This window comes from Ferdinandcohnia sp. Marseille-Q9671, from assembly GCF_976954385.1.
In genome coordinates this window covers 222376-236414 of sequence record NZ_CDRJTA010000004.1, presented here as the reverse complement: position 1 = coordinate 236414, position 14039 = coordinate 222376, and the positions used below count along the sequence as shown (strand labels likewise).

14 protein-coding genes are annotated in these 14039 nt (G+C 35.2%); 3 read left to right on the top strand and 11 right to left on the bottom strand.

The features are described 5' to 3' along the window. Positions 1 to 17 precede the first annotated feature (17 nt). From ACWNMY_RS16445 to trhO, 3 genes are all read right to left on the bottom strand, one after another. The gene (locus tag ACWNMY_RS16445) at positions 18 to 641 is read right to left on the bottom strand and encodes an NUDIX hydrolase (protein ID WP_449539343.1); all 624 of its coding nucleotides are present in this window, start codon (positions 639 to 641) and stop codon (positions 18 to 20) included. 16 nt (positions 642 to 657) lie between these two features. Beyond that, positions 658 to 930 carry a hypothetical protein gene (locus ACWNMY_RS16440; RefSeq protein WP_449539342.1) on the bottom strand — a complete coding sequence of 91 codons (273 nt, stop codon included), beginning with the start codon at positions 928 to 930 and terminating at the stop codon, positions 658 to 660. A 116-nt stretch (positions 931 to 1046) separates the two neighbouring features. Next, the gene (trhO, locus tag ACWNMY_RS16435; protein WP_449539341.1) at positions 1047 to 2015 is read right to left on the bottom strand and encodes an oxygen-dependent tRNA uridine(34) hydroxylase TrhO; all 969 of its coding nucleotides are present in this window, start codon (positions 2013 to 2015) and stop codon (positions 1047 to 1049) included. 260 nt (positions 2016 to 2275) lie between these two features. Here trhO and ACWNMY_RS16430 point away from each other — a divergent pair, with 260 nt between their 5' ends. Next, positions 2276 to 3091, top strand: coding sequence for a bifunctional hydroxymethylpyrimidine kinase/phosphomethylpyrimidine kinase (locus tag ACWNMY_RS16430; RefSeq protein ID WP_449539340.1), 816 nt, complete (start codon positions 2276 to 2278; stop codon positions 3089 to 3091). 191 nt (positions 3092 to 3282) lie between these two features. After that, positions 3283 to 3528 carry an XRE family transcriptional regulator gene (locus ACWNMY_RS16425; RefSeq protein WP_449539339.1) on the top strand — a complete coding sequence of 82 codons (246 nt, stop codon included), beginning with the start codon at positions 3283 to 3285 and terminating at the stop codon, positions 3526 to 3528. Positions 3529 to 3567: 39 nt separating this feature from the next. Here ACWNMY_RS16425 and modA read toward each other — a convergent pair whose 3' ends face one another. The 8 genes from modA to ACWNMY_RS16385 all read right to left on the bottom strand — a co-directional run bounded on the left by modA (position 3568) and on the right by ACWNMY_RS16385 (position 11404). Beyond that, a complete protein-coding gene (modA, locus tag ACWNMY_RS16420; protein ID WP_449539338.1) occupies positions 3568 to 4335 on the bottom strand; it encodes a molybdate ABC transporter substrate-binding protein in 768 nt (255 codons plus the stop codon). Between the two features lie 81 nt (positions 4336 to 4416). Next, positions 4417 to 5910 (bottom strand): tagaturonate epimerase family protein, encoded by a 1494-nt coding sequence (locus ACWNMY_RS16415; RefSeq protein ID WP_449539337.1) that lies wholly within the window; start codon positions 5908 to 5910, stop codon positions 4417 to 4419. A 97-nt stretch (positions 5911 to 6007) separates the two neighbouring features. Further along, positions 6008 to 6652 (bottom strand): hypothetical protein, encoded by a 645-nt coding sequence (locus ACWNMY_RS16410; RefSeq protein WP_449539336.1) that lies wholly within the window; start codon positions 6650 to 6652, stop codon positions 6008 to 6010. 82 nt (positions 6653 to 6734) lie between these two features. Next, positions 6735 to 7574, bottom strand: coding sequence for a sugar phosphate isomerase/epimerase family protein (locus ACWNMY_RS16405; protein ID WP_449539335.1), 840 nt, complete (start codon positions 7572 to 7574; stop codon positions 6735 to 6737). 28 nt (positions 7575 to 7602) lie between these two features. Then, positions 7603 to 8277: a rhamnogalacturonan acetylesterase gene (locus ACWNMY_RS16400; RefSeq protein ID WP_449539334.1), complete on the bottom strand. Its 675-nt coding sequence runs from the start codon at positions 8275 to 8277 to the stop codon at positions 7603 to 7605. A 10-nt stretch (positions 8278 to 8287) separates the two neighbouring features. Continuing rightward, positions 8288 to 8965: a YesL family protein gene (locus tag ACWNMY_RS16395; RefSeq protein WP_449539333.1), complete on the bottom strand. Its 678-nt coding sequence runs from the start codon at positions 8963 to 8965 to the stop codon at positions 8288 to 8290. Between the two features lie 27 nt (positions 8966 to 8992). Beyond that, positions 8993 to 10288, bottom strand: a complete 1296-nt coding sequence (locus ACWNMY_RS16390; protein WP_449539332.1) for a Gfo/Idh/MocA family protein — start codon at positions 10286 to 10288, stop codon at positions 8993 to 8995. A gap of 3 nt (positions 10289 to 10291) precedes the next feature. Further along, on the bottom strand, positions 10292 to 11404 hold the full coding sequence (locus tag ACWNMY_RS16385) for a glycoside hydrolase family 88/105 protein (RefSeq protein WP_449539331.1): 1113 nt from the start codon (positions 11402 to 11404) through the stop codon (positions 10292 to 10294). A gap of 295 nt (positions 11405 to 11699) precedes the next feature. On the opposite strand from ACWNMY_RS16385, the gene ACWNMY_RS16380 reads away from it, so the two are divergent. Further along, the gene (locus ACWNMY_RS16380) at positions 11700 to 14003 is read left to right on the top strand and encodes a helix-turn-helix domain-containing protein (RefSeq protein ID WP_449539330.1); all 2304 of its coding nucleotides are present in this window, start codon (positions 11700 to 11702) and stop codon (positions 14001 to 14003) included. Positions 14004 to 14039 lie beyond the last annotated feature (36 nt).

The following is a 14039-nucleotide window of genomic DNA, read 5'->3' as shown; positions in this document are numbered from 1 at the left end:
AGCCTACATTAGGCTTTTTAATTATCGGTATCAAGGACATCAATAAAATGCTTTAAAATTCCAGCTGTTAAACCCCAGATTACTCGATTTTCATAATAATAAAAGACTTCATCCATTCCCCTTACCTGCCATTTATAATTCTCACCGCCTATAATATCTCCATATGGAAAGTTCTTATCAGGCTCTACATGAAACTTGATTTTATGGACTTGAGGAGGATTGGATTGAAAGAATGACAATGGTACTGTAAATACCTCTCCGACCTCTGCTCCATTTGGATGTATCTCATCAGGATTGTTAATTACACCTATAAATGGATAAATAATGGTACCAAAAGGTGATACGAAATAATCCAATGGACTTACATTTGTAATGTTGTTTTCTTTAATGCCAAGCTCCTCCATTGTCTCCCTTATTGCTGTGTGTTGTTCATCCTTATCGGTAGGATCCATTTTCCCGCCCGGAAAACAAATTTCCCCAGGCTGCCTTCTTAATTGCTTTGATCGTACCTCAAAGAGAATATGAATCCCATCCTCTTTTTTTAGTAAAGGAAGAAGAATGGAAAAACGCGTAAAATTCCCGTGACCTAATAAAGAAGGAGTTCTTTCTTTGACTACTTTAACAATTTTATCGATTTCCATATTTCACCTCTATCTCTTATTTCTCATTTTTTAAGCATTTAAATAATTGAATAAATTCTATTGGGTCTTCTTTTGTATTGTAGGAAATTACTCCTTGGTTTGTGTGAAGGTATAAAAAGTTTGTACGGTAGGATATATCATACACATGGTCTAGATGAAATTCATAGGTAGAAGAAAGGATTCGATCTTGAAACAAGCGTAGCTTGTGCTGTGTCTCAATATATTTTTGTTCGTTCCACTCTATTTTTCTGTTTATTACAACATATGGATGGGACGCGATATATTTCACATTTCGCTCCTTTCTTTTCCCTATATTATACCAAAAAATGTTCTGGATTAGGGCTAGCTATGATTTTAAAATGAAAAAACCACAGTGAAATTACACTGTGGCCTTAGTTTCTTTCATTATTGTGAAACTGCTTCTTTTTCAAGTTTTTGTAGTCGGTCTGTTACTTCTGCCTCTGTTAAACCATGTTCTGCCACATATCGGTTTCTCGGATGAACACGACATTCATGTGTACATCCACGTAAATGCTTATGCTCATTTTCTTCAGAACAGATAATTTGCTTATTACAATCAGGATTTGCACAGTTTACATATCGTTCACATGGTTCTCCAGTAAAGTAATCTTTCCCAACAATAACATGTTCTTTATGATTTACCGGAACAGCAATTCTTTCATCAAACACATATAATTGCCCATCCCAAAGATCACCTTGTACTTCAGGATCTTTTCCATAGGTTGCAATTCCACCGTGAAGCTGGCCAACATCTTCAAAGCCTTCTCTAACTAACCAGCCTGAAAACTTTTCACAACGAATTCCACCTGTACAATATGTTAAAATCTTTTTGCCTTCAAGCATTTCCTTATTTTCACGTACCCATTGCGGAAGGTCACGGAAGGTTTCAACATCCGGTCTAATAGCTCCTCTGAAATGGCCTAGATCATATTCATAGGTATTTCTAGCATCCAGAATAATGGTATTCTGATCCTGCATTTTCTCGTAGAATTCTTTAGGACTTAAATACTTCCCTGTTAGTTCGAGTGGGTTTATATCATCCTCAAGACTTAAGTTTACAAGTTCAGGACGAGGTCTAACGTGCATTTTCTTAAATGCATGCCCGTCTGCTTCATCAATTTTAAATACGATTGTAGTGAAGCGAGGGTCTTTTCTCATTTCTTCCATGTACTTGTTAGTTTGTTCAACAGTTCCTGAGACGGTTCCATTAATTCCTTCGTTCGCAACTAATATGCGTCCTTTTAAACCAATGTCTTTACAGAAAGCCAAATGCTCTGCTGCAAATTCCTCAGGATTTTCAATAGTGACATACTGATAATAAAGTAAAACTCTATAAGGTTTTGTTTCTGTCATCATTTTCGACCACCTATCATTAATATTTGCAAGATATGAATGTACTTTGGATCGAAGTATCGAATTATTCAATTATAATTATACACTTTCTCTTACAACAGAGTATTTTATCAAACTTTATCCTATAAAATCAATAGTTTAGCATTTCCTATTATTGTAAGTACCTTTTTCGAGTATAACATTATGTTTTTTCTATCAATTTCTCACAATTGATATATAATATTACTTGTCAAACTTTTTTTAAGATGGGGGTTTCAAACATGAGTTTACCAAAAGCGTTAACGATTGCAGGTTCCGATTCTAGCGGTGGAGCTGGTATTCAAGCTGACATAAAAACGTTTCAAGAGCACGGAGTTTATGGCATGTCTGCCTTAACTGTAATTGTTGCGATGGACCCAAATAATCACTGGAGCCACCAAGTGTTCCCAGTTGAACATGATATTATTAAGGCGCAATTAGCAACAATTCTTGATGGTATCGGCGTCGATGCTGCAAAAGCAGGAATGCTTCCAACTGTAGAGATAATTGAAATCGCTGCAGATGCAGTTAAAAAGCATAACCTACAAAAATTTGTAGTTGATCCTGTAATGGTTTGTAAAGGAGAAGATGAAGTTCTTTTCCCAGATCATGCAGTGGCACTTAGAGAAATTCTTACACCACTTGCTACAGTGATAACTCCGAATCTTTTTGAAGCTGGCCAATTAAGTGGTATCGGTTCAATTACAACTGTAGACCAAATGAAAGATGCTGCTGTTAAAATTCATGACCTTGGTGCCAAGAATGTACTTGTTAAAGGCGGCGGCAAGCTTAAGCATGAAAAAGCAGTAGATGTTCTATTCGATGGTAAAGAATTAGAGGTACTTGAAGGTGACCGCTTTGAAACCACGTTTACACATGGAGCTGGTTGCACATATTCATCCGCTATTACTGCACAGCTTGCAAAAGGTTTAGACGTAAAAGATGCTGTATATGAAGCGAAAAAATTCATAACTGCTGCTATCCGTCATTCCTTTGAGCTGAATCAATATGTAGGTCCAACAAACCACGCTGCACGTAGACTTTTCGGCGATAAATAATGTATTGAATGGCTGCAGACAGGTTCTGTAGCCTTTTTCCATCCATAGCAGAAAAACCTACCTAGACGAAAATTATATATGATGGTAAGATTGTGAATATCATAGAATAATAGAAACGTAATTTTAAACTGACTTATAACTACTCTAATATATCTTATCTTCAAATGAGCCGTAGGTAAGGAGTGTAAAAAATGCCTGGGATGAATAAAGAAATTGTAAAGTTTATTCGAAAAAGAAATAATATGACTCAGCGTGACTTTGCAAAAGCAGTAAATTGTAGTTTTGCTTTGATTGCATTGGTTGAAGTTGGAAAACGTAGAATTACAAGTAACCTTGAAACAAAAATTAAAGAGAGCTTTAATTTAGATGATAAGAAACTTCAAACTCTTGCATCTATTGTTGATGAAGTTGCTAAAGGAGTTCCACCGTTTATATAAAAAGGCAATTGAGCATATATTATGCTCCAATTGCCTTTTTTAATTTACCCTCTTAAAACCATATTCCTCAAAGACGGTAACTGCCTCATCACTAGATAGATACTCGTAAAATAATTTTGCTTCACTTATGTGCTTAGAGGATTTCATAATACCTATTGGGTAAATAACTGCCGAATGCAAACTACTCTCAATACGATCTACGATTTTTATTTGGTCTGATAGTTTCGCATCTGTTTGATATACAATTCCAGCATCTACATTTCCCGTTTCTACATATGTAAGTACCTGCCGAACATCTTTTGCATAGATAATTTTATTTTCAACTTCATGCCATACACCCTGATTGACTAATGTTTCCTTCGCATATTTCCCTACAGGAACCGATTCAGGTATCCCAATTGATATTCGCTCGGCTTTTGTCTTCATTTCTTCCATTGAAGTAATGTTTCTCTCACTCGTTCGAGGGACAATTACTACAATTTCATTTCCAATTAAGTTTCGTTGATACTCTTCGTGTACGAATCCTTCATCTACTAGAGCATCGAACTTTTCCAGAGAGGCTGATAAAAATAAATCCACTGGGGCTCCCTGAGAAATTTGTTGAGCTAGTGCACCTGATGCCCCAAAATTAAAGTCAATTCGTATAGTTGGATATTGCTTTTCAAAGGAATCCTTTATTTCCTGAAGTGCGTTCTGCATGCTTGCTGCTGCAGACACTGTTAAATCTTCCTTGTCATTATTTTCAGGAGATGTACCGCACCCACTTAGGAAAAAAATCAATACGAATAAAAGAACTTTTTTGTACATAAAAACACCTTCCCCCTGCTCAGTATAGCCAAAGGGAAGATGTTTTGGAAGGTAAAATAGCGTTTGCTATATTAATATTTTTTAAAGATTTAATAATTCAACGTGCTTGCCGATATGTTGAACAAGAGCTTGTCGATACTCTTCTTCTCTTTCGTTCAATGTGTTAAAGAATTCATCTTTGAAGATAAAATTCCCGTTTTCGTCTTTTACCGTTAGTAATATTCCATAAGTTACATGAATGACTTGTCTTGCTGCATCATTGTTCATATATTCAGGAAGCTCAGAATCTTGAACGCTTTCAAGCGGAGCAATGCTGCTTAGATCTGGTGTAATATGATAATATGCAAGAGCTTCATCTAAATGTTCAAGTGCATATGCGTGCATTCTTCTGTATAGGTCAGGGTTAGTCTTAGAAATTACACGAACTGCTTCAAGCCAGTTTGTACCAGCTGTCTTAACATGAAGAACTCCATTTGTGTACTTCGCAATAATTGGGAATGCTGTGAATTTGTCACTACCACTATGGATACTTAATTTATAACCAAAGTATTCAGCAATCAAAGCATGTTCACTTAGTTCTTTTTCAAATTGCTCGATATCTCCAATGTAATCGATTCCTTTTTGGAATTCTCCACAGAATCTTGGTGCAAGACTTGTCACTGTCACACCACGATTTTTTAGTTCATTCGCAACGAAGAAGTGAGCTGCTGGAGCTGTAACAGTTTCTGTTTCATCAATTGAGATTTCAAAATCGATATCGCGTTCAGCCTTTTGAATATAAGCGTCGTTTACATGGACCATATAATCTAACGCTTTTCCATATACTAATGCAAACTTCATTAGAGTCTTTTCGTCAAATACGATTGGAAGACCGTTCACATCAAACTCTTTATTTAAATACACTTCTTTATAATGAGTCTTTGTTTCCTCAGCAAGTGCGTTGAATTCTTCACTAATCTCCTGCTCTGTTAAACTTTCCACACGATTTTGAATGTGGTCTGAACAGTCTAATGTTAGCATTGACATACCTAGTGATAATGCCATTTTAATATCTTCTTCTTCTTTTAAGTGGTCACCGTCTGCACCAAATCCACCTGTGTAACCTTCTTGGAAAACAGCAAAGCTAGCAGCATCGATTACATCATTCAATGAACGATTCGTTAATGTAATTTCACGAATACTTTGCTGAGCAAGTACTGGCTTTACATTGTGATCTTTTACAGTTTCAATATGACCTGGTGATGCTAATCCTAGGCGGTCACCAAGACCCATTGTTGCCACTTTCGTACCAAACGCTCTAGGAACGGTATAATCAAAGTAACGATTTAATACAACGCGGTTTTCATGGGTTAGTGGGCATGCTTTTCCATTTTCTCCAATAGTAGTTCCCTGTAATTCTTCAAAAAGGGCACCTTCACCAGCAGCTATTAGCCACTTTTGTTGATTATCCTTTACCATGACAAGGCTTACATTGTCATGAGTAGTATAGGATTTGTCATATATCTTCACCTGATCTAATTGAATGGAAATACTTCCTTGTTTTAGTTCTTCAACTACTTGTGTTAAATGTTGCATCCTTTTTGCCTCCTAATGATAGTTATCTACCTACAAGTGAAATAATATCGTAATATAACAATAAAGTTAATAAAAAAATGAAATTTCTACTATATTTCTAATCTTCAAACAATGTCTGGAGTAGTTTACTGGTGTTTTCTACTCTCTCACTATTGACAAGTACACCCATTACCACATTCCTATCGTCAATTGCTTCGTTAAATAGGGGTACTGCAGATGCATCTATTCCGGTTACTTGATTTTGAGAATCATAGAAGATATTTTCCTTATCAATAGGGAGGTCCCCGTCTATAAGTTTAGTAAGATCTTGAAAATAGCCATCTTCGTTCATCATATCAAATTGATCTTTATCAATAAAAAGCAAATCAAGTTCTTTAGTTGAGATTTCACCTGATACCCTTTGTAAACCAGCCATCACAATGCTATAATCCGCTGCGTCTGGTGCATATGGTATAACCTGAATGGATACCTCGTGTGTTTTTCTTTCTTCATCAGTAAGTATTTGTTTATTTAGTTCTGCTTGTATTTTATTGATTTCATTAGGATCAACTAGGTCCCCTAAAATTGTAATGGTAAGAGCAGATTCCTTTTTGTCAGAATAGTCATTTACTAGAACAATACCAACAATGATAATGACTAGGAAAGCAAAAAAATAGTATCGATAATACTCCCAAATATACTTGAACTTATCTGGTGTACTCATTGTCCTAAACAATTCTTTGACTTTTCTATTTTCATTCAAGAACTCCTACTCCCCTTCAGGCATGATGTGTGTGTTTTAGGGAATATAGTTAATCAATCCCAACAATCTCAAAGGTCTACTATTACGCATTTTGGTATTTTTCGTTTAGAAAGCAAATACTCTCATCTATATTTGGATCAGTAGTACTCTCTAATAAAAATTGGATATAAGGCTTTTTCGACTTAAGTAATTCCATTACCACGTCATAATGTAATAATCCCTTTCCAGGAGGAGCAAAGATTAGCTTCCCATCTTCGATCACGTAATCCTTACAATGGACAATGATAATACGATCCCCAAATAAGGAAATTGCTTCTTTAAATATCTCATCCTGATGCATGTGATTCTCGACTGTTAATAGATTTACAGGATCAAAAATAACTTGTAGATTATTTGAGTCAACTTCATCCAGTAGTCTTTTTAAAAGAATTGGACTATATACAGGGTGGTTAACTCCTGCCTCAATCCCGACAATTACTCCAAATTTTTCAGCCTCTTTGACCAATACTTTAACACTTTCCACTACATCAAGGAAAGGCTTTTCTTGAAAATTATCAACAGTATAGCCCATTTTTGCATGCACATTACCAGTTTCTGTTCCAACAACGCTGCAACCAAAATCTCTTGCAAAGCGGATATGCTCTTTAAATCGGTCTAACGCTTTTTTTCGTTCTACCAAATCCGGATGAATCATGTTTATATAACATCCCAAAACCGCTATTTGTATGTCCTTTTTTTGAAATGCATTACCCATATATTTCGCAAATCCAGGGGATAAGCTTCCCAAATTGGTATTCAGATGTGGAAACGATTTTGCTATCGCTAATTGGACTGAAGATAATCCTTTATCTGCAATTGTTTCAACAAGCTCATCCAAAGAGTTTGCTTTTATGTCGTGCGCTCTTATACCAAGATTTAACATAGAAGCACCTCATCTTTCGCTAAAGTATTCACTTTAAAAAAATCGCTAAATCAGGGATATTTCTTTTTATTTCTTCGGTAATAAACCGTGCAAAGATATTTGCGCCATATTCACAAAAGTGAGTGTCATCACTAATACCAGTTGGATAGTTTGAATGCTCACCTGGTTGTAGCCAAATAAACAACTTCTTACACGCTTCTGGACCTATGGATTCGTAGATTTTTTTTGATTCAGTCCATAAATCAATAAGCTTGACACTCTTCTCTTCTGCGAGACTTATCATAGCTTTTGGATAATCTCCTAAACTATTGGTCACATAACCATTTTCATTAAAAGTTCTTCGGTGCATAGACGTGAATAGAACTGGAATTGCACCTTTGTCTCTAGCACCATCTATATACTTACTCAAGTACGTTTGATAGGATTGATATGGCTCAGTTCTTCTTTCATCTAGTTTCTGATCATTATGACCAAATTGTATAAATAGATAATCATTTGCTTGGATATTATCTAGAATAGAATCTAGTCTACCTTCGTCGATAAAACTTTTTGAGCTTCTGCCGCCAACTGCGAGATTATGAATCTTTACATTTTCATTAAAAAAAGATTGAAGTACTTGCCCCCATCCTGCTCTCGGTTCCTCATTAGGAGGACAATCAGAAACAGTGGAATCACCAGCTATATAAATTTGTACTTTTTTCATTGGTACACCTTCAATTATTTAGATTGATATTATCAGAAACTAGTTTTCCTTCGTTAGCTGCTACCTCGTTTTTATCTTTTACTTTTTCTTCAATTCTTGCAAATACTTTTAGGGCCAACCACATAATCCCGTAAGCTAGTACACTCGCACCTAAAAATGGAAGAAGGGATGGTACAAAGTTAAAACCAACGTATAGTGCCATAATTCCTAAGACCATAACAAAGGTAATTAAAGGGAATGATAGTCCGTACATCACGGCATTTTTCAAATATGTTTTTATGTTCCCGTTAAAATGAACATACACTGGGAAAATGTAAAGTAGCATTACAATAAAAATTGAACAAACTGCAATGAGTGCATAACGAATCACAATATATAACGTACTGGTCGTCGGAAGAAATGCAAGATCAACATAAAGAATATATCCTGCGATAAATAAGAACAGTCCTAGGAGATTGGATTTTAAGAATTCCTTTTTATATACACCCCAAAATGTTGAGAAAATAGGGATATCCTCATCTCCCAATATTAACTTCCTAGTTACTGCAAACAAGGCAACTGTTGCAGGAAAAAATCCTACGATTACAAACCCTACTACTGTAAATAGAAGCCATACTAAATTTAAATAAACTAATCGTGAGATAACCCCACACCAGCGGTAAAAAGGACTATCCAATCCTCCTAGCATCTGTCTCTCCCCTTCCATTTGTTGAATCTACTTTTGCTCTTGATAGCTCTTTAATAATTCCTGAATCGAGACTGGTTTTTTCTCAGCAACTGATTTCCAAACCGCTTCACCTAAAGCAATGGAATAAGCCCCTGCTTCTGCACCTGCTAATATCTCATAATTCCGACGTGGATCAATACCTTGATAGAGATCATGGATTAAGACCGGATCTCCACCACCATGTCCTCCAGGGGTTTGTACAACATGGATGATTTCCTTTGATCCAAATAACGGGTAATAATCAATCGTTTGTTCCGGTACTTCAAATGGAACTCTGTTAGGAGCATGGAATTCTTGAGTTTCAATTCTCCCCTTTGTTCCATTAATTGCTAAACGATAACCTTCAAATGGAGTTGAAAAGTTGATTGAATAGCTTAATAGAGCGCCCTTATTATATTTTACCGATGCTGTGTACGTATCTTCGATGTTAATCTCAGAATCAAAAATACACGCATCTGGTCGATAGTTCGTATATTTGTTTTCTTTTTTGTCTCCCATGTTTAGGTGGTCATCCTCAACTGCCTCAGCAAATTCACGTGGATTCCATCTCAGGTAGTAATCACAATCATCTTTCACATGGCAAGTAGCACAATATCTGTTATCTGTTGTCGGATCAGGATTTAGTTCGCCATTAGGGCCATAGTAGTTCAATGCCCCGTGAGCAAAAACCTCTTCAGGGTATTGATCAATCCACCAGTTTACTAAATCAAAATGATGTGTTGATTTATGGATTGATAGTCCACCAGACAGTTCTCTCACTCGATTCCAACGTTTGAAATAACTTGCACCATGATACGTGTCGATATACCAATTTAGATCTACAGAAGTAACTCTTCCTATTTTTCCTTCTAGGACAAGCTCCTTTATTTTTCGATGATAAGGACTATAACGATAATTGAATGCCACAGTCACTGTACCTCTACTATTCTTTTCTGCCTCAATTACCTTTGTTGCATCCTTAGCAGTTGTAACCATTGGTTTTTCTGTAATGACATCTACATCATGCTCAAGTGCTTTAAGAATATAGTCAATATGTGTATCATCGCGACTTACAACAATAATTACATCCGGTTTTGTTTCTACTATCATTTGATCAATCTGGCTTGGTGAATATGAAGGAGTTTGTGCTAATTCAGGAAACTTTTCCTTACACAATTCAACTCGATATTCATCACTATCTAACAAGCCAACAATTTCGCTTTGCTTCCCGAACTTTTCTAGTAAAGGTGGAATAAACATTTTAAGTGCCCTGTTACTTAATCCACATACGGCATATTTCTTCATTTATTAAACCCCCGCATTCTCAGTTAGCAATTTTTGTACTTCCATACTTGCCATGATAAATGCACCAGCACCATGTAAATCGTTATGGCTACGTTCACGTGTAATATAATAATCATATACACCAATTGAAGTTCCAATTACTATATCATCGATTACGATAGTACCTTCATCGGTTTCTTTAACCTTATATTCTAGTAATCCTTCGTAACCTTTACGTGCTTTACTAGCAAATTCTTCTCCAACATATCCTTTGGAAACTGCTTTTGCTATTACATAAACAAATAAGCTAGATGAAGAAGTTTCGAGCCAGTTATCCTCTAGATCACCTTTATCTACAACTTGGTACCACAATCCAGTTTTCTCATCCTGGTACTTCACAACATCCTGTACATAATCTTGAATAAATGCAATCCAGTCTGCTTTATTCGGATTATCTTCCGGTAAAAGATCAATCATATCGATAACAGCTAATCCATACCATCCTAATGCTCTTCCCCAAATTTCTGGAGCTTTACCATCAGGTCTTGCCCAAGGTTGAACAGCTTTTTCATCCCATCCATGGTGATATAAGCCAGTCGCTTCACTCTTTGTATGTTTACGCATTAAGTTTTCTTGATGGATGACCATGTCAATTAATTCTGGTTCATTAAATTGCTTTGCATAATGAAGAGCAAAAGGTCCTCCCATATATAATCCATCTAGCCACATTTGATAAGGATATTTATCCTTATGCCAAAATCCGCCTTCACTAGTCAAATTTAATGTAGGAAATAAATTACGCAAACGGCGTGCAGCCTCTTGATATTTTTTAAGTCCAGTAGCTTGATATAATGGGAACAATAAAAGGCCAGCTTGAATGGAATCTAACTCATCTCTCGCAAATAATAAATTTCCTTCTTCATCGACATTATGATCGACATAGGCTTTATAATAATCAAAGTACTTTTGTTCTCCTGTTTTGTTGTAAACTAAATCCATTCCACATAAAAATACGCCTTGATGGTAGTGCCAGCGCCCACCTGGTGGTAGCTCCTCTGGAGTAAACTTTTCCATTAACGTATCGCATGTCAGCCTCGCATAATAAAGTGGTGATTTTTCAACTTGAGTGTTATTCAAGAACATACATCCTTTCTCACAGTGATAATCGGTAAAATTTGAAAACGGTAACAACTCTCCTGATTTCATGCTAAAATATTTATGTGATAATGACTATAATCATTTGATTTACTTCTATATGTTTTCGATAATCATTGACTTTATAAGAGATTTCCTAATAATATGAATACAATGTGACATAATGATTATTCAAATTATCTAAACTTACCTATATAATAAAAAGAACCTCGAAAATTGTAGGTATTTAGCAAATTATAATCATCCCCTCACATTTGAAAAGATTTGGAGTGATAACATGAAACTTAAGTTACCCGGAAGTTTCTTCCACAGGATGATTTTATTTGTTAGTATTCTAGCCATTATACCTGTCATTATAGTCGGAATATTTTCATTCGTTCGATCAACTTCTGTTGTAGAAGATTACGTAGCCAAAGAAAAAGAACATACTGTGTATCAAATCCAAACAAATGTTGAGCAGGTTATCAAATCTGTTGATCAATCATTAACACAGTTAGCTTCATCATCCAAGATTATTGAGTCATTACGAGAACCACTTACTACGAGACAATTTCAGTTGTATAACCAATTGCGAGACGATCTTAGCCACCAACAAACATTTGATACACGCTTAACAGATGTGGCACTTATTAGTCTTCAAAATAATTGGCTTGTTAACAATTACGGACTACAACGACTTTCTGAAGGTCAACTAAATGAAATCTCTGATCGTTATTTATCACTTAAGACAAGTTCAATATGGCTGTTAGAGGAAAAATCAGAACAACCGTTATACAAAAAGGTTGCTGCTCGATCATGTGGGTATAATCTAAATCTGATTAAGAAAGTACCTGCTATTTCGTCCAATAAAACTGGTATGATTATTGCTAATATTCCTACTTGTAGCTTTCGGGATATAATAACGAGTAATAGTTCATTAGAAACATTCTATATTTTAGACGAGAATGGAAGCGTTGTCTTGCATAATGACAATCAGAAGATTGGACAAGCCTTCGAGTTTGGAGATGTATTATCTGAAAACACTTCCTTGGAAAAGGAAACAGGACAATTTACCTTAACATCAGATAAAACGGACTATCTCTTTACCTATAAAAAGTCGTTTTATAACGGTTGGATTTATGTCTCTATTGTTGAACTAAGTGAACTGACAGGACAGGCAAGATCAATTGGATGGCTGACTTTAATGATTACTATGGTAATTGCTGGTCTTTCGTTGTTGCTAGCCCTATTTGGAAGTAAAATAATCTATAAACCTATTAAACAACTACAGAATGTTATCTTACATTCGTTAACCAATAAGGATGATCGAAAAGATAAAAATGAGTTCGTTTTTATTGAAAATTATGTAAAAAACATGCTGCAGCAAAATGACTATCTAGAAAAATCATTAGAAAACCAAATTAATCAATTAAAGCAATTTTTTACACATCGTCTATTATCCGGTAAGGTAACGGAAGAAGAGCTAGAAGGTAGAATGAAATATTATGGATATACCCTTGATTTCAAATGGGTTAGTGTTTTAACCGTTCAAATTGATAGTCTTGAAGGCACATCATATAAGAAAAAGGAAGAGGATGTACTATTATTTGTTATTAATGGTCTTGTAGAAGAATTAATTCCTTCTCATGAACGTTTGATACCAATTGTTAATAAACAAACACAGGTAACGTTATTATTAAGCAATATCGAGTCGAAGGAAGAATTTATCCAGTATGTAAATGATCAAGCTGAAAAGATTCAGAAAAAAGTCAAAGAAGAATACAGTGTCCCTGTAAGTATCGGGATTAGTGAGCCATTTGGAGACATTCTTCAAGCAAGAAATGCCTATAAAGAAAGCATAGAAGCACTTAAATACACCCTTAAATATGGTACTGAATCCATTATTTTATTTGAAAATCTTGAAATCGGAAAAGGCATACACACCTACTTCCCTAAGCGAATTGAAAATGAACTTTTTGATGCGATAAAAGTGAATGATAAAGAAAAGGTATATGATCTTTTAAATAAGCTTGTTGATGAGATCTTTACTGAGGATTTAACTCATATCCAATATCAAACTTCACTTGTCCGATTTTTAAGTGACTTAATTGAATTAATGCATACACTTGCTATTAATGTACTAGATATAGAGGACAATCACTCTATATTCGAAAATATATATGAACTTAAATCAAGAGAAGATATTAAAGAGTGGTTTATTACAGTTATTATCGATCCCCTTCTTCAAAAAATTGACGATCGCTCTGAATCTCAATATAAAAATATCTCGGAAAATATTGTTCATATTATTCATGAAGAATTTGAGTCCAATATCACGCTAGATATGATTGCGAACAGACTTCATTACAACCCGAATTATTTAAGTAGTATTTTCAGAAAGGAAATGAATATCTCATTTAGTGAGTATTTATCGATGTATCGAATCACAATGGCAAAAAAATGGCTAGCTGAAACAGATATTTCCGTCAAAGATATTTCTGACAAACTAAACTTTAATAACTCACAAAACTTTATTCGCTCCTTCAAAAAGATTGAAGGAATAACTCCGGGTAAATACCGCGAATCAGTTAAAGCACAGTAGAAAGGTATAGGAATTATACAAATTATAAAGATTGTA